The organism is Paenibacillus sp. Lou8.1, assembly GCF_024213565.1.
Taxonomy (GTDB): Bacteria; Bacillota; Bacilli; order Paenibacillales; family Paenibacillaceae; genus Paenibacillus; species Paenibacillus polymyxa_B.
In genome coordinates this window covers 153,880-171,950 of the sequence record NZ_JANAVN010000013.1, presented here as the reverse complement: position 1 = coordinate 171,950, position 18,071 = coordinate 153,880, and the positions used below count along the sequence as shown (strand labels likewise).

Here is an 18,071-nt window from a genome sequence, read left to right as displayed (position 1 = left end):
ATTCTACGAGTCATAACATACAATCGAACAGAATGGATGAGTCTCCTGATCATTTAGCTGCAAAACGGGTATTACCTTAATAGATAAAGCTGTTGACAACTTGTATATACATGACTTAATCTTGTATATACAAGATGTTGAAAGCGTTATATTATTTTTACGCTACTTCATTTCGCAAGAAAGGAATGAGCATGAATGGAAGCAATGAACAAGACTTTAATTCCTCAAGATAAAGACTGGTGGCGTAAATCAGTTGTCTATCAGGTTTATCCCAAAAGTTTTAACGATACGACGGGCAAAGGAACCGGTGATATAAGAGGACTGACGCAAAAGCTGGATTATTTAAAAAAACTGGGTGTTGATATTGTCTGGTTGCAGCCTGTATATGTCTCACCACAACGTGATAACGGGTATGATGTAGCCGATTATTGCCAGATTAATCCTGATTATGGAACCATGCAGGATTTTGAAGAATTGAGCGAGGGAATCCGGGCACGTGGGATGTACTTAATGATCGACATCGTGGTTAACCATTCTTCCACAGAACATGCCTGGTTTCAGGAGGCACGGCTTTCTAAGGATAGTGAGTATAGGGACTACTATATCTGGCGTGATCCAGCACCCGATGGTGGACCACCAAACAATTGGGTTTCCAAATTTGGTGGACCTGCTTGGCAATATGACGAGGCAACAGGCCAATATTTCCTGACACTATTTGATAAGACTCAGGCGGATCTAAACTGGGAAAATCCCAAAGTCCGTCAGGAAGTTGTCAATCTGCTGGAATTTTGGGCTGAGAAGGGAGTCAGTGGTTTCCGGCTCGATGTCATTAATTTGATCTCCAAAGATCAACAATTCTCGAATGATGATGGGAGCACGGTTCCTGGCGACGGACGTAAATATTATACGGACGGTCCACATGTGCATGAATACATTCATGAGTTACATGAGAAAGTATTTGCCAAACAAAACAGCGTCACTGTGGGTGAGATGTCCTCTACCTCCCTAGAGCACTGCATCCGTTATTCCAATCCAGAGAGAAAAGAATTGTCTATGACCTTTAATTTTCATCATTTAAAGGTGGATTACCCAAATGGACAGAAGTGGGAACTCATGCCATATGATTTTGAAATGCTGAAAAAGCTATTCTCGGATTGGCAAACGGGCATGCAACAGGGTGGCGGCTGGAGTGCATTGTTTTTTAATAATCATGATCAGCCAAGAGCAATCTCTCGCTTTTTGGATGATGGCCAATACCATGCGGAAAGCGCCAAGCTGCTGGCAACCACGCTACATGGTCTTCAAGGTACACCTTATATATTTCAAGGTGAAGAAATTGGGATGGCCAACCCGCAATGGGCAGACATTGAAGAGTTTCGGGATGTTGAATCTCTGAATATGTATCGTATTTTACAGGAGCAAGGCAAAAGTGCAGAAGAAGCATTGAATATCATTCGAGAGCGGTCTCGTGATAATTCGAGGACACCGATGCAGTGGGATAGCACTCGCAATGCGGGCTTCACTACAGGCACTCCCTGGATTAAGGTAGATGAACGATATCCACAGATTAATGTTCAGGATCAGTTAGAGGACCCGAACTCTATCTATCACCATTACCGTAAGTTGATTCACTTGCGCAAAACGGTGCAGGTCATTACCGATGGTAATTATCAACGCTTGGACGAAGCTCATCCTCAGGTCTACGCCTATCAACGCAGCAATGAAGAGGAGACTTTGATCGTCATCTCTAATTTTAGCGGACAGGATGCGCAATTCCGTATACCGGATTCAGTTTATTCACGATTAATAAATCAAGCGTTGGATGCGGCTGAGCTCTTAATTGGTAATACCCAGCACGCCCCAGAGCTAAAACAAGTGATCTCTTTAACTCCATATGCTTCATATATGTGGATTGTTCGTAGACTTAGTGAATAGTATGGAGACATCTAGTAGCACCCCGGGCACGTTATTTTGATAACCGGGGTTGCTACTTTAAAATGAGCAAACGTTAAGGGAGTGGGCTAAATGGCGATTGAAAGATCACAGGTAGAAGACATTATAAAAGCCGTTGGTGGCAAAGACAACATAGAGGCCTCTACGCATTGCGTAACTCGTCTGCGATTTGCCCTTTATGATGATAAGCTGGTTGATAAAGATGCACTTGAACAAAATGATCTGGTCAAAGGCCAATTTTCTTCACAAGGACAATATCAGGTCGTGATTGGCCCAGGTCTGGTGGATAAGGTATATGACGAAATGATCTCCATTACAGGAGGTAGTCGGGCTTCTAAAGATGATGTCAAAAATGCGGCAAGCAAAAAACAAAATCCAATTCAGCGTGCCATCAAGACGCTGGCAGATATTTTTATCCCCATCTTGCCCGCAATCGTGACTGCAGGCTTATTGCTTGGAATAAATAATATTTTGACTGGCAAGGGAATCTTCTTCGAAGGTATGGCTCTGGTTCAAGTCTATCCTCAATGGACCGACTTTGCTGCTATCATTAACACCATTGCCAGCACCGCATTTACATTTCTACCTGCCTTAATTGGATGGTCGGCTGTGGTCCGGTTTGGCGGCAGTCCTTTACTCGGGATCGTACTGGGTTTGATTCTGGTTCATCCGGATCTGCTAAGTGCATACGGTTATGCAGATGCTGTTACCAAAGGAACCGTTCCGGTTTGGAATTTGTTTGGGTGGGAAGTGAACAAGATTGGTTATCAAGGACAGGTTTTACCCGTTTTAGTATCCGCTTACGTGCTCGCGCACATTGAGAAATTCCTAAATAAGAAGATAGCAGATTCATTTAAACTGTTACTTGTAGCACCGATTACATTATTAATAACGGGATTTCTGGCTTTTACAGTGATCGGTCCGGTTACTTTTATGATTGGTAATGCTATTACGTCTGGTCTTGTATACGTTTTCGATTTGGCTCCTGCGCTGGGAGGCCTGATTTATGGAGGCTTGTACTCCTTGCTCGTGATTACGGGAATGCACCATACTTTCCTGGCGGTGGACGTGCAATTAATTGGTACGCAGGGTGGAACATTCCTTTGGCCGATGCTGGCGCTGTCCAATATCGCTCAGGGTGCCGGAGCACTGGCAATGATGCTGGTATTGAAGGAGCAAAAGGGAAAAGGATTGGCTCTTACCTCTTCAGTGTCTGCATTTTTGGGTGTAACCGAGCCTGCCATATTCGGGGTGAATATCCGATATAAATATCCGTTTGTATTCGCAATGATCGGTTCCGGTATTGCAGGTATACTGCTCACCGTAAATCATGTGATGGCTTCTTCCATTGGTGTGGGCGGGATTCCAGGCTTCTTGTCTATTTTCCCAAACAACTGGGGTGTATTCTTCATCGGGATGGCGATCGTGTTAATTGTGCCATTTGCTTTAACCTTTATGTATGGAAAACTGCTAAATAAGCGCCGTCAGACTCCAGCTACACCAGCTAACGACTCCGTACAGAAAGAATCGGGCGGTCAAAATTCTGCACTGGATGTGCTTGAAGTAAAGACTCCGGTACTGGGACATGTTGTGCCACTGGAGCAGGTTCCTGATCCGGCTTTTGCCGAACGGCAGATGGGGCAAGGTATTGCAGTGGAACCGAAGGATGGCAAGATTCTTGCCCCATTCAGGGGAAAAGTTATTCATATCATGATGAAAAGCAAGCATGCCTTGATTTTGGAGCATTCGACAGGTGTACAGATTCTGGTACATGTGGGGATCAATACGGTGTCACTGAAGGGTGAGGGATTCACCATGCATGTGGAGACCAATCAAACCGTGGAGCAAGGACAACTACTGATGGAATTTGACCGTGATCTGATTCAGAAATCCGGATATCCCGTCATTACACCAGTCATTGTCCCGGATGGTCAGAGTATGATTGAATCGGTTGAGGAACTGCCAGGTGAGGCAGACCATTTGCAGTATACCTTAATGAGAATTCATTTGAATTCTTCATCAGGTCATAGGAATTAATTCAGATTCAATTCGCACAGTCTATTATAGTGAACAGGGAAGTGAAAGAATGCTACAATGAACGTGGTGATGAAAATTGACAAAGAATATATTTTTGCAAATTTATCAGGATTATTCGGGACAGATCCAGACAGGCGAATTGGCTCCAGGCACGAAAATGCCATCTGAAAATGAACTGGCCAGAGAGTATAACACTTCTCGTGAAACCGTACGTAAAGCACTTCACTTGCTTGCACAAAATGGGTATATCCATAAAATAAAAGCTAAAGGATCTTTTGTTCTGGATATTGGACGGATGGATTTTCCTATAGGAGGACTGGTCAGTTTCAAGGAAATGTCTGAACGAATTGGGCGTACATCACGAACCATTGTACATGAAAATCAGCTAATTCCAGTTCCAGATGACATAGCCAATCATCTTGAGATTGACAAAGACAAGTATTTGGTCTGGAAAGTTATTCGTGCGCGTGAGATTGAAGGTGAATGCGTCATACTGGATAAAGATTACTTTCGATCAGACATTGTACCTGTGCTTACCGAGGAAATTAGTCGTGGGTCCATCTACGAATATTTGGAGGGAGAGCTCCATCTTCAAATTAGTTATGCCAAAAAAGTGGTTTCTGTAGAAAATGCAGACGAAGAAGATCATAGGCTGATGGACCTTCAGAACTACACTCATGTGGTCGTAGTACGTAACTATGTTTATCTGGAAGACACCACGTTGTTCCAGTATACCGAGTCAAGGCATCGGCTAGACAAATTCCAATTTATTGACTTTGCCAGACGTTCCCACGGTGAAGACAAGAGAGCAGATTTTTTAAAATAACGATCAATAAAATAGTTAAGAAACCCCGTCTTTTAAGACGAGGGTTTCTTTTTTACCTTGGATGCAACTGCTGAGCAGCTTGTATACTGGCATTTGAGGGATTTGAATTTGCGTTTTATCCAAAAGCTGTTTATTGAATATTAAAAGGTTATATACTGTTTAGAATACAATTCCATGATCAATGCAATGGGAACGAGGTGTATGTTATTTATGTATAGAGTGGCTATCTGCGATGATGAGCACAAGCAGAGAGAACTTGTTAAAAATATGCTGATTACTTTGTCGATAAAGACCAGTATAGAATTTAAAGTTGAATTATTCGACTCCGGAGAACAGCTGGTATCTCATTATCAAAACCATGAGTCTCCATTCCATATCTTAATATTGGATGTTGAAATGAATGGCATGAACGGAATTCAAACCGCCCAAAAAATAAGGAGTTTAAATCACCTGGATGAACAGATTGTTTTTTTAACGAGCTACCCTGAATATATGGTGGAAAGTTTTGACGTAGTCACATTTCAGTATTTAATAAAACCGATTGCTCCCCATATCTTTGAGGAAAAAATGATAAAGCTGTGTCAATATTTTCAATCTCTCGATAAAAAATTCGTTATCATCAAGTCAGCTTATGAGGAAGTGCTTTTAAAATATGATGATATCATTAGTATTGAAGTGGTCAAAAGCTTAACCATAAAAAACAAACTGCATTTTGTAACCTCTACTCAAACCTATGATAGCAAAGGGATTCTTTCGGACTATGCTTCAGCATTAAAAGAACATAATTTTCTACAAATTCATCGTTCGATTATTATAAACTTAATTCATGTGAAAAAATTTGCTGGCAGTGATGTTTTGATGTCAAATGATGTGAAGTTACCTATTGGGCGTTCTAAAATAAAAGAAGTTAAAGATTTATATACCAAATTTATGATCATGAAGATGCATTAATATGATGGAATATAACTCCCTGCTTCTTAATCTTTGCGTTGTCCTTGTTATGTGCTTCCAAGTGAATTTTTACTTTAACTCGGTTTTTGATAAGTCCAATCGAAAGCCGAACAGATTCGTGTACTTCATTATTTTTGGGTTGCTGAATTCCTTATATTTAAGTGTTTATTTGACTCCTGCGGTATCTTCGATTTTAGCATTACTTGTCATATTTAGTTTAGCGCAATCGTATACAGTGGAAATAAAGACAAAGATCATTTTTTCTATTCTTTATGCTGTATTGATAACCATCGTTAATTTTATATCTCTTTATATTTTATATGCTGTAGGCTCCGTTAAAATTAGCAACTTTAGCCATTTGAGTGGACAAGATCACTTGATATTCTCTAAGGTTATGTTACTCAGCTGCATTATCATGTTTGCTGTCATTCAGATTATACGGCTATTTGCCAAACGCAGAACCTTCCCTTTGCAGCATCGTTACTATATTTTATTTCTAATCGTTCCCATCATAAGTTTATACCAGGTCAATGTTTTATCTGTTTATAGTGAAAAGAATATGTATTATTTTGGTTCTATTATTGGCTTTATTTCCTTAAATGTTTTTATCATATATATTTTTGATAATGTCATTGAAAAATTTCAATTAATGCATGAAAATGCTCAATTACAACATCAGATGGACTACCAAGATGCTAACTACGAAAAAACGGTTCACAGCTTCAAAAATATAAAAAGAATCATTCATGATACACACCAACAGTTTTTGTATATTGAAGAATGTATCAAGAGAAATGAATTGGCAGAGGCAAGTGAACATATTAAGGTTACCTTAAATAAAATCGAAGGAGCATATCAAAGGGTTAATACCGGTAATCTGGTTATAGATGCCCTTGTCACGAATAGTCTTAATATTGGGCAAGCCAATGGCATAAAGATAGATACCCAACTTCACTTATATTCACAGAAAGTAAATATTGAGCGTTATGATTTATGTGTAGTTCTAGGGAATTTGCTGGATAATGCCATAGAAGCATCTAAAAAGGTCAAGATTGCCGATGACAGGTACATTCTTATTAAAATACATTCCAATGAGTCTGCGCTTTTCATTCACATCCTTAATCATGTGGAGAATGAAGTGGCTCATTTGCATAGTCAAAAATCAAATCCGGATTTTCATGGTATTGGCTTAACCAATATATCTAGAATATGTGACAAATATGGTGGGAATATGACCATTGAAACGAAAAATAAAGTATTCAATAATATGGTTTTATTGCCATTTTATAAAGACATTCCTTAGACATTATGTTGTTTAGGGATTGTTTTTTACATTTAAGGGTGTTTTTTTATATAGAATCCTCGTTCATTGTATGATCAGGTCAGTAATAAAGACTGGTGAAGCTATAAGAGGAGGAAATATGGAATGAAGAAAATAATAGCTGTGTTCGTTTCTGCTATGCTTTTTGTACTGCCGATGACGAATACTTTTGCTCAAGGCACTGCTGAACCCATCAAGGAAAAGGCTCGCAGTCTAGCCTCGGAGCTGGTATCCAAATACGGTGTTAGCGGTGTGCAGTATGCCATTATGGACCAAGGAAACATTATATTATCGGATAGCGTGGGTGTAAAGAATAAAGCAACCAACGAGCCGATCACCAAAGATACGATGTTCGGTATAGGCTCTACAAGCAAAATGTATGTATCTGCTGCAACGATGATGCTGGTCGATGCCCATAAGGTAGATATTGATCAGCCGCTAACAACATACATTAAGGACTTTAAAATGTCTGATGAAAGATACAAACAAATTACACCCCGTATGCTGTTAAATCATTCGTCAGGTCTTTACGGTGCTCACTATAAAAATAGTATGTTATTTAATGACAATGATACAGAAAATCATGATGAGCTCTTGCTAAGGTTGCAATCAGAAACTTTAAAATCAAACCCTGGCGAATATTCCGTATATACCAATGATGGATTTCAATTGCTTGAAATATTGGTTGAGCGGGTGAGCGGTCTAAGTTACACCGATTTCCTGGCAAAGCATATTAGTACACCTTTAGGTTTGAAATCTACCAAAACACCTCTCGATCAATTTGATAGACAAAAGCTGTCCAAAACTTATTTTCCTGCGATTGAGGGAGCTTTACCGGTTGAAAATGCCAATGTCATCGGGACAGGGGGCTTATACTCCACCGCAGAAGAGATGGCTATGTTTTCAGAAGTATTAACGGGGAACAGACCCGATATTCTGTCTGCACAATCGGCGAAGTCCATGAAAAGTCATGAATATCGAAATGGAATATGGGTACCTGAAGAGACAAACAGCTTTAATTATGGACTTGGTTGGGATGCGGTTCAGTTGGCACCGTTTAGTGATTACGGAATAACTGCGTTATCCAAGGGTGGGGATACTGTTTTGTATCACTCTACTTTGATCACCATACCAGAGCATCATATTTCTATGGCTGTGCTTTCATCTGGAGGGTCTTCCATCTTAGATAGTATTTTTGCTTCTAACATTTTATTGGAAGTTTTAAAAGATAAGGGCATCATTAAAGACATCATACCGGAGAAAACATTTGAGCCTCCTGTAAAAGTGGAAATGCCATCTGATTTACTTTCTTATTCGGGATTATACGGTTCTGTGGGTACAACCATCAATGTAGAGATTAAAAACGGTGAGTTTGATTTACCTGCTTTCTTGGATGGATTCGTCCCGGCGCAAAAATATGTGTATACAGGCAATGGACAATTCAAAAGCAATGATGGCAGTGTAGCCATAAGCTTTGACAAACAAAAAAACGGGAAAACGTATATTAAGGCTAACCTATATTTAAACTTTCCGGGATTAGGTCAAATGGTTATGGTGACTTATGAATATCAAAAGCTAGATGCCAATCCTGTAAATCCCACAGTTAAAAAGGCATGGGAAAACAGAAACGGGAAAAATTATTATGCTTTGGATGAAAAGATATCCTCCATATTTTATCTGGCCCCCTCATTTATAACGAAAAAAATATCCTTTGATCATGATGGATACGCAAGTGGTACTAAAATTGTGGATGAGAATAAAGCAGTAAATGCCGTTGAGATTCCTGTTATGAGTGGAAGAGATGCATTTGATCTGAATTTTTATACCAAGGATGGTTCGGAGTATTTAACCATAGATGGACAATCCTATATCAGTGAAGATGCTGTTAAACCTATCTTGGGAGGAAAGTCAGTGTACACCATACCATCTAATGGCCAAGCCACATGGTATAAAATAGATAAAAACTCAGCCAATAAAACGATGACCGTTGATTTTCCAACAAGCGGAGGGTTCGCTGTCTATGATGAAAACGGAGCGGTTGTACAATTTTCAACTGCTAGCAATAACAATTCGGTTGTACTGCCCAAAGGTGGCTTGATTGTTTTGGGTGGCAATGCAGGGGATGTATTTAAAATCAATTTGAATTAAGCGTGTAGCCGCTTCTGGAAATTCAGGAACGACCGTTGCAGCGTTGGAAGGTTAAGTAGATAACCGCGAATCTTAAGTCGAATTGGCCTTTATATAAGGCCAATTCGACTTTTTCATTCAGCAGATGAGCCTAAATCCGTAATAGATAATTTTATATCGAAGGTTACGGGGATTTTGCTGAATTTGTAATCCCAATCATCCTTTACTTTTTTCCACACCTGAGGTTTCTCGATATGCAAATGATCACCAAAACCGGCAACATCGACTTTATATTCTGACTGTAATTTGTGCATAACAGACTTAACCCTGCGAGTCACTTGTTCTTCAAACTCTTTCTCAGCCTCTTTCATGTTTCGTGTCTCAGTCGGGTCCGCTTTATCATCCCAGTTTTCGATTAGACGTCCTTTAGATTCAATTTTTACATGGAACGAGATATCATTGCCCTCGGTCACCTTGGTTGTTATTTTGCTTTTTACCGATTTGATTTCGTAAGTGATGGCTTCATTCCGCTTGTCATACGTTTTGACAGCCCCACCTTTAACATCACCGGTAATCCATCCAATACTCTCCACGTCTTGTTGTCCCAAAGTACCTATCCAGTGACCGGTATCTCCTTTAATAATCCCGGCACCTGAAAATTCTAATTCTCCATCTGATTCAGTGATGTTCTGTAATATATAGCTTTTTTTGGAATGCATTAATCCATCCAATTCAGACAAATTGACTCCCCTCATTACCTTGCTGGTTCTGAAATGGTTACGAAGCATATACAAAATATGAATGGATGGGACCTCGTCTTCATATTTGGTAACTAAAGTGCTAGCTGCTCGATCCTTGCTTAAGAAGACCAAACAACTCGGGCGAATATCATTATCACGTAGCACAAAATCCATTAATTGCTGCATCGTCTGTTCTTTCGCCAAATCGGTGGCAACCACCATGACCTTTAGATGGTGACCAATAACCGGGCGATCCAAACGGAGAGAGAGTTGTCGAAAGATTTCAAGCAAAGAATCCCCGGTGGCTGCTATATTGACATAGTTTGGTCCTTGTCCGCCACCGCCTTGCTGCTCTGTGCTTCCAGATGATTTTTTGGGGACGATTTGTACGCTGGCGGTAATTTTATTTTTCTTGAAGTAACGACTACCTTTCTTTTCCAGATTCTGCTCTAATGGAGTAAGCTCCCCCTTATCCAGAGCCAGTCCTGTATATATGCTGAGCTCTTCTACTTCTTTGCTGCTCCAGCAACCGACTTGAGTTATAAGTAGAATGAAAGCAAGCAGCAAGGATAGCATAGGGCGTCTACACATTTTGCTTCATTCCCTTCTTCCTGATTATGAACACGATGGAGAGAAGTACCGGAACCAGAACAAATATAACGATTCCCATGTATCCGATCGCATCGCCTAGACTAAACACTTCCATCATACGAACAGGAGTCATTGTAGAGATAAAAATAATTGGGATTAAGCCAAAAATCGCATAACGATATTTAAGACCGAACACCTGTGAGACCCCTAGGGAAGCATTGAAGAAGAAACTGCAGAAATTACAAAACATTTGCATCATCCAGATCACTAGCAGAGGAAACTCAAGCCGCTCAAAAAGAAAACCGGGGATTTCAAAACTGCGCATCAAATTGATGGTAGGCCAAGTACTTGTCACAGTGGAGTCCATCGATAACCCGCCGATCACCATAACTACGGTCAAAAAGTACAAAATTAAGGGGATACTGATCCCGACTACCATGGCCTTTAATGCTTTCTCAGGGTATTGTAAAAAAGCGACCAGTGTCATGACGACTTCACATCCAGAGAAAACAAGAATAGTCGATTTCAGACCCTTGATGACAGGTAAAATCCCCTCACTCAGTACAGGACGAAGATGATCAATCTCAAAAATCCTTAAGCTAAAGACAAAACAGAGCAGCAGAAAAAAAAGACTAATTGGAAGTACAATCTGGTATAGCCGAGCGATGGGATTAATGCCGCCAAAAACCAAATAGCTTCCTACCCAGATGAATGGAATCACAATCGCCCAGATCGGAGTGCCTTCCAGCAGAAAAAACATGGTCACTTCAGCTAAAACCCGAATCTCAAAGCCGGCGATGATTAAAAAATATATAATCAATAACACACTTAAAAATCCACCCGGAATTGTGCCCACGATTCTTCTGGAATATTGATACACGGTGTTTTCAGGAAACTGTTGACTTAATTTCACCATGAGCCAGACGACCAATATGACAATACATCCACCGAGAAGGACAGAAAGCCATGCATCAGGAGTCTGTACCTTTTCAGTTACACCTCTCGGCAGTGTCAAAATCCCTGCGCCCAATACAGTATTGGTCAGGAACACAGCCGCCTGCTTGGTTGTGATCTTATCATCAGAGCGTCTAAACACCATAGCTCCTCCTTCGTCTTGGCATCATGGCCTACGTTTGGTTTGCTGAGTTTTCATCATAAGAGGTCTTTTTTTCATCATAGATATAGGAGCTCGAATATACATATCCTTCCAATCGCTTAGGCGCATAGGGGAAAAGGGCGTTACATACGGTACGCCAAAGCTTTTTAATTTCGTCAGATGGATACAAATTAACAGAAAGAACAATATAGTTCCGAACATGCCCAGGATGGCTGCAAAGAGCATGCCGGCGAAACGCAAAAGACGCAAGGTAATGCCCGCACTGTATGTCGGTATCGAAAACGAAGAAATGGCAGTAACCGCAACCACAATTACCAGGAAGGGGCTAACGATGCCTGCATTTACAGCAGCGTCGCCGATGACCAAGCCTCCCACAATACCCATCGCAGGACCAATGGGTTTGGGCAAGCGAATGCCGGCTTCCCGTAGGATTTCGATAGAGATTTCTAAAATCATAACCTCAATGACGGATGGGAAGGGGACGCCTTGACGGGTTTCGATGATGCTAATGACCAGCTTGGTCGGAATCAAACCGGGATGAAACGATATAAAAGAGATGTACAAAGCAGGCCCCATAAGCGCTATAAAAGCCCCGCTAAAACGCAACAGCCGTAAAAGTGTTCCTGGAATCCAGCGCTCATAATAGTCTTCAGGTGATTGAAGCAGCATACTGAAGGTCACCGGAACAATAAGTGCAAAGGGAGTCCCATCCAGCAAAATAGCTATTCTTCCTTCCAACAAAGCATTAATGACACGGTCGGGACGCTCTGTGTTGTGAGCCTGCTGGAACGGACTTAAATAATTGTCTTCAATAAGTTGTTCCACATAACCGGATTCAGCCAAAAAATCCATGTCTATCTTTGAAATTCTGCGGGTTACTTCTTCGAGGAGATCTGGATTCACAATATCCTTTATATACGCGACAACCAGATCTTTTTTGATTCGGCTTCCCACTTGAAATTTCTTCATTTCCAGACTTTTGTTTAAGCCTTGGCGTCGAAGCATCGAAGTATTTTCACTTAATACCTCCGTAAAACCAATGCGGGGACCCCGAAGTAATGCTTCAGAGGTTGGTTCATTGACGGAGCGAATGGCGCCATTGGGCGAGCCCACCAGGAGTGCTCCCTTCATACCTTCAATTAATAAGGCAGTATGGCCTAAAAGTATAGACTCCTGCAGGTCCTCCATATCAGCAACTTCACTAATCTGCGTAAGTGGCATCAAGTTTTCTTTTATAAAAGAGTTACTTATACTTTCCAGCTGTTCCTGTGGGCGCTGTGGGTCCTGCTGGCCCTCGAACATCAAGACCTCCAATACCTGCTTGCTCATAAGCTTTTCATCCTGCATACCTTCTATGAAGACTAACACGGACCGAGCATGATATTTCTTTACTACAAACTCACGAAAATGCACATCACTATTTTCGCCTATAGCCTCTCGGATCAACTTTAAATCGGAATCATAATTCCCTGTAATTTTGGAGCTTGATTCATGCTGCTGATCAGCATCGCCTTCGTTATGTTCGTCGGAAAGCGGACGATCAGAAGAATGTTTGGGTTTTGCTCCCTTACTGCCAACAAACGAATAAATCGATGTGTTTATATAATAAATTCCTAAAGGAATAACCAACGCGAGGCCTGCTTGAAAGAGTGTACTCCAGCTTGGAATATAAGAAATAATTTTAGACCACATGATGATCACCTCCATACGATTCAATTCATGTTTCCTTAAGATACAAGTTGTTCCTAAAGTATTCCTTATAAAGGTTGTAATTACACATGAAATGGAAAGATTCGTTCGATGAATTGGGCAAGTGATGTATTTAATATTATGAAATTTGATTTCAGCTTCTTACCTTTATCCCTTGAAATAGAATAGGGAAATCCCTAAATATTCTTAATTTGAACTATATTGTGACTGTAATCACATATAGCTCTGTCTGCTGTATTAGAATAGAAGCATAAGCAATATTCATAGGAACGTAGGAGATGTCGTCGGATAGGGAGTATCGTCGAATGAATGGAGGAACCGGTATATGATAAACAGTAAACAGAAACTTGTGGTTATAGGGAACGGGATGGCTGGTATCAATACGGTCGAACAAATTTTAAAATTAACAGATAAGTATGAAATTACGGTCCTGGGAAATGAGCCGCATCCGAACTATAACAGGATCATGCTCTCTTATGTACTGGAAGGCAGTAAAACGATTGATGATATCATACTGAACGATTTGCAATGGTATGCGGATCAAGGGATTACTTTGTTTACAGGAAAAATGGTGAAAAGCATCGACGGTGAGAACAAGAAGATTCACACCGAAGACGGACTGGAAATTGATTACGATGTAGCTTTGGTAGCTACTGGCTCACAATCATTTATTCTGCCTATTCCGGGTAAAGAATTACCGGGTGTCATCGGTTTCCGAGATATCGCCGATTGCTCGGCAATGCTTGAGGCAGCGAAGACCTTTAAAAAGGCAGCTGTCATTGGTGGAGGTCTGTTAGGGCTGGAAGCAGCTAAAGGCTTGGTCAACCTGGGAATGGATGTTACGGTCGTTCATTTAATGGAGGATTTGATGGAACGCCAGCTGGACCGGGAAGCCTCTGCGATGCTGAAAGCAGAACTAGAACGCCAGGGAATCAAGTTTGCTATGCAAATGCAAACTGCGGAGGTGTATGGTCAAGATCGGGTACAAGGGCTGCGGTTTTCAGACGGAAGCGAGCTAGAAGCGGATTTGGTCGTTATGGCCGTCGGGATCAAGCCTAATATTCAGGTGGCTATGCAAAGTGGTATGGAAACGAACCGTGGTATCGTAGTCGATGATTTGATGAGAACCTCCGTACCGGATGTATACGCCGTAGGGGAATGTGTTGAACACCGCGGAATCTGTTATGGTCTGGTAGCTCCGCTGTTTGAGCAGGGAAGTGTCATTGCCAAACATTTGGCAGGCGCGGAAACTGAAGGTTATATGGGATCGGTGGTTTCTACCAAGCTCAAAATTTCAGGGGTGGATGTTTTCTCAGCTGGCGAATTCATAACCCAGCCTGAACATACGGTGATTGTTGCAAAGGATGAGTGGAAGCGCACATACAAAAAAGTGCTGCTTCGTGAAAATAAGATTGTTGGAACTGTACTGTTTGGCGATGTGAGCGAATCTGCTAGTCTTCAAAAATATGTGCGTCAGCAAACATTGATGACAGATGAGATATATGGACAGATCATGGGTACTGGATGTAGCAATCACGGGGCGAAAACATTATCCGCTGAAACGATGGCTGATGATGAAATTGTCTGCGGCTGTAACGGTGTGACTAAAAAGGCGATTGTGGATGCAATTAATGATAATGGACTGACCACAGTCGATGAAATTAAGGCATGCACCGGAGCAACGCGTTCCTGTGGAGGATGTAAGCCAGTCGTTGAGCAAATTTTACAATATGTTCTTGGAGACAGCTTCAAGACGTCAGCCAAGCAAGGAATATGTGGTTGCACATCATTGAGTCGGGACGAGATTGTGGAAGCGATCAAAACCAAAGGGCTGACAACAACGCGTGAAGTTATGAATGTACTGGGTTGGCATAATGATGAAGGATGCTCCAAATGCCGCCCGGCGCTGAATTACTATTTGGGAATGATTAACCCGGATACCTATGAAAATGAGGGAGATTCCCGTTTTGTAAATGAGCGATTGCACGCAAACATTCAAAAGGATGGAACGTTTACAGTTGTTCCTAGAATGTACGGCGGTGTAACGACCCCAGAAGATTTGAAGAAGATAGCAGATGTTTCTCTTAAATACAACGTTAAGGTCGTTAAAGTAACAGGAGGACAGCGGCTGGATTTGATCGGTGTCCGTAAAGAGGATCTGCCTAAAGTATGGGAAGAACTCGATATGCCGTCGGGATATGCCTACGCGAAGTCACTTCGTACGGTTAAAACCTGTGTTGGATCGCAATTTTGCCGGTTTGGCACACAGGACTCGATGGGAATGGGAGAAGTGTTGGAACGAAAATTCGAACGACTGGATTTCCCAGCAAAATTCAAATTAGCAGTTAATGGATGTCCACGTAACTGTGCGGAATCATGTACTAAAGATATCGGAATCGTAGGTAATGATGGGGGCTGGGAGATCTTTATCGGTGGTAATGGCGGTATTAAAGCACGGTTGGCTGATTCACTCTGTAAAGTGAAAACCGATGCCGAGTTGATTGATATTGTAGGTAGCGTAATGCAACTCTACCGGGAAACAGGACAATACCTGGAGCGCACGTCGGAGTGGGTGGAACGGATCGGTCTGGAAGAGATTCAGAAGGCTGTCGTTCAGGATACAGATCATCGACAAGCTTTAGTAGAACGCATCGAATTTGCACTACAACAGGTGGAAGACCCGTGGAAAAAGATTATCAATGATGAGGATACACGCAAAAATCTATTTGAGGTTGTCACTCCGTCTATTGTGTAATTGTATCTAAAATGCCTGAGGAAGGGAGCGATCAAGCAAATGATCAAAAATGCCGAATGGCTTGTCGTCGGTCACAGTAAGGATTTTCCGATCAGAATAGGGCGTACCATCCATATCAAAGGTGCTGAAATTGCTGTTTTCCGCACTTCGGAGAATGAGCTTTACGCCGTTGAAAATGTCAGTCCTCATCCCAAAAGAGGCCCTCTTACAGAGGCGATAGTATCTGGTCATTATATCTATGACCCTTTATATGACTGGAAAATTGATCTGCAGACAGGCATCGTTCAAGAGCCTGATCACGGACAAGTTAAAACATTCGCCGTTTGTGAAGAGGGAGAAGAAGTAAAAGTATCACTCGAAACAGTTTAGTTCGTCTGATGGAATATAAATAAAAAAGGGCTTGATAGGAACAATCCTGTTGGGCCCTTTTTTCGTCTCGGATCAGGTAATGGTAACGCCTGCACTTGCATAACCTACGATAGTGTTTACGAGGGAAAGTCCCGTAGCTGTTGCAGAGAAGACAAGGAGCAGACGAGTCTGTGCGGTTACCGGTATAGCCAACCCGGTAGTAATACCGCTAGAGATCGTTCCCAAAGCAATAATGCCAGCCAGTGAAGGGGCCAATGTAACGATAGCTCCGGGAACTGCTGTGAAGTTATTATTAGGTGTTGGGGAACTAAACAACTGGGCAGTAATCGTCGCAGTTGAACCCACGAGAGTTAACGCAGCTGTTGTACTGAAGTAACCAGCAATAGATGTAATTACGCCATCCCGTGGTACGGAAAAGGCAAAATTAATCAGAGGTCCTACAAGTGTACCTGTGAGGTCAATGGTATCGCCTACGAGGCTAACCCCTGTTGCTGAGCTTCCAAAGCCGATTAAACTGGTAGTTCCTACCACCCCGCCAAGAACGGTTGTCAGGATAGCAGGTCCACCCGAAGCAAATGGAATGATGGCTCCCGAACCGGTCGCTCCAGTAACACCAGCTGTGCCCGTGGCTCCGGTAGCGCCAACCGCGCCTGGCAGCCCATCAGCTCCGGTCGGCCCTGTGACCCCGGCTGGCCCGATCAATCCATCCGCGCCCGTAGCGCCCGTGGCACCTGTCACACCCCCGTCAGGTCCCGCAGCACCCGTAGCGCCGACGGGTCCGGCAGGGCCTTCCGGTCCAGCGGCCCCGATAGGCCCTGCGGCGCCAATAGGTCCAGCTGCTCCAACTGGTCCGGCAGGCCCCGCAGGCCCGGCAGGGCCAACTGGTCCAGCCGCACCGATAGGTCCAGCGGCGCCGATAGGTCCGGGAGGCCCTTGTGGGCCAGGTCCACCTGCTGGTCCAGGCGCACCGCCGGGTCCCGCAGGTCCAGGAGGTCCTTGTAAACCGGGCTCCCCTGACAAGTATGTTTCACCTAATACGTTGCTAACCGTCTTTCCAGCGATTCTGATCGCGCTGATTAAGCTATCTTTAAGAGCAGGATCGAGGGATTCTTGTAAAACGATGGACAATAGGGCATCCAGCAATTGTTGCAGTGCAGTACCTACGCCGATCGGAGAGAAGGGTGTAGCTTCTAACGCAACAATAGCAAGCTCCAGCGCTGCCAGTAGGTCTGCCTTAACCCCGCCTCTAAGTCTTAAGCTTTTCGCCAGAGACAACAAACGTCTTAAAATCTGTTGCAAGGAAGATACATTAGCCGCAGAGGGGTTTGCGAATACGATGGGGATGATCGCGGTCAATTCATTAATCAGTCTGAGAAGATCTTCGATACTTCTATTTACTCTTGTTGGTTTACAGTCTTCGTCTTTTTTTGAAGCACCACTGAACCTGAACGGTTTTTTATGTTTCATGCTCAAATATCTCCTCCTCATTCTTCCTACTGTAGAGGTGACAGGTGGTTCATCGCCCCGCTTCGCAGATATTCATAATATATTTACTGAAGCGTAAAGGGTGAATA

The 18,071-nt window shown here is 42.5% G+C and carries 12 protein-coding genes; 8 read left to right on the top strand and 4 right to left on the bottom strand.

All coding sequences use genetic code 11. The annotated features are described in order from the left end of the window. Nucleotides 1–195: 195 nt before the first annotated feature. From treC to NLX78_RS19065, 6 genes are all read left to right on the top strand, one after another. Entirely contained in the window at nucleotides 196–1,935 is a 1,740-nt protein-coding gene (gene treC / locus NLX78_RS19090) for an alpha,alpha-phosphotrehalase (RefSeq protein WP_254351267.1), read from the top strand. A gap of 90 nt (nucleotides 1,936–2,025) precedes the next feature. Then, complete coding sequence (gene treP / locus NLX78_RS19085; RefSeq protein WP_254351266.1) at nucleotides 2,026–3,990, top strand: PTS system trehalose-specific EIIBC component; 1,965 nt, start codon at nucleotides 2,026–2,028, stop codon at nucleotides 3,988–3,990. A 76-nt stretch (nucleotides 3,991–4,066) separates the two neighbouring features. Beyond that, nucleotides 4,067–4,816: a trehalose operon repressor gene (gene treR / locus NLX78_RS19080; protein WP_165178918.1), complete on the top strand. Its 750-nt coding sequence runs from the start codon at nucleotides 4,067–4,069 to the stop codon at nucleotides 4,814–4,816. A 210-nt stretch (nucleotides 4,817–5,026) separates the two neighbouring features. Further along, nucleotides 5,027–5,767, top strand: a complete 741-nt coding sequence (locus NLX78_RS19075) for a LytR/AlgR family response regulator transcription factor (protein ID WP_254351286.1) — start codon at nucleotides 5,027–5,029, stop codon at nucleotides 5,765–5,767. A gap of 1 nt (nucleotide 5,768) precedes the next feature. After that, nucleotides 5,769–7,070 carry an ATP-binding protein gene (locus tag NLX78_RS19070; RefSeq protein ID WP_069291032.1) on the top strand — a complete coding sequence of 434 codons (1,302 nt, stop codon included), beginning with the start codon at nucleotides 5,769–5,771 and terminating at the stop codon, nucleotides 7,068–7,070. Nucleotides 7,071–7,193: 123 nt separating this feature from the next. Then, entirely contained in the window at nucleotides 7,194–9,236 is a 2,043-nt protein-coding gene (locus NLX78_RS19065; protein WP_254351265.1) for a serine hydrolase domain-containing protein, read from the top strand. 113 nt (nucleotides 9,237–9,349) lie between these two features. Here the strand turns inward: NLX78_RS19065 and NLX78_RS19060 are convergent, their stop codons facing one another. The 3 genes from NLX78_RS19060 to NLX78_RS19050 are packed head-to-tail and all read right to left on the bottom strand — an operon-like array spanning nucleotide 9,350 to nucleotide 13,355. Continuing rightward, a complete protein-coding gene (locus NLX78_RS19060; RefSeq protein WP_069291034.1) occupies nucleotides 9,350–10,546 on the bottom strand; it encodes a Ger(x)C family spore germination protein in 1,197 nt (398 codons plus the stop codon). Then, nucleotides 10,539–11,642 (bottom strand): GerAB/ArcD/ProY family transporter, encoded by a 1,104-nt coding sequence (locus NLX78_RS19055; protein WP_069292060.1) that lies wholly within the window; start codon nucleotides 11,640–11,642, stop codon nucleotides 10,539–10,541. Before NLX78_RS19055 ends, NLX78_RS19060 begins: the two co-directional genes overlap by 8 nt. 24 nt (nucleotides 11,643–11,666) lie before the next feature. Beyond that, nucleotides 11,667–13,355: a spore germination protein gene (locus NLX78_RS19050; protein ID WP_254351264.1), complete on the bottom strand. Its 1,689-nt coding sequence runs from the start codon at nucleotides 13,353–13,355 to the stop codon at nucleotides 11,667–11,669. Nucleotides 13,356–13,698: 343 nt separating this feature from the next. On the opposite strand from NLX78_RS19050, the gene nirB reads away from it, so the two are divergent. After that, a complete protein-coding gene (nirB, locus tag NLX78_RS19045) occupies nucleotides 13,699–16,128 on the top strand; it encodes a nitrite reductase large subunit NirB (RefSeq protein WP_254351263.1) in 2,430 nt (809 codons plus the stop codon). Nucleotides 16,129–16,167: 39 nt separating this feature from the next. Next, complete coding sequence (gene nirD, locus NLX78_RS19040; protein WP_061831122.1) at nucleotides 16,168–16,497, top strand: nitrite reductase small subunit NirD; 330 nt, start codon at nucleotides 16,168–16,170, stop codon at nucleotides 16,495–16,497. Between the two features lie 72 nt (nucleotides 16,498–16,569). On the opposite strand, the gene NLX78_RS19035 is transcribed toward nirD, so the two are convergent. Beyond that, the gene (locus NLX78_RS19035; protein WP_254351262.1) at nucleotides 16,570–17,964 is read right to left on the bottom strand and encodes an exosporium glycoprotein BclB-related protein; all 1,395 of its coding nucleotides are present in this window, start codon (nucleotides 17,962–17,964) and stop codon (nucleotides 16,570–16,572) included. Between the last annotated feature and the right edge of the window lie 107 nt (nucleotides 17,965–18,071).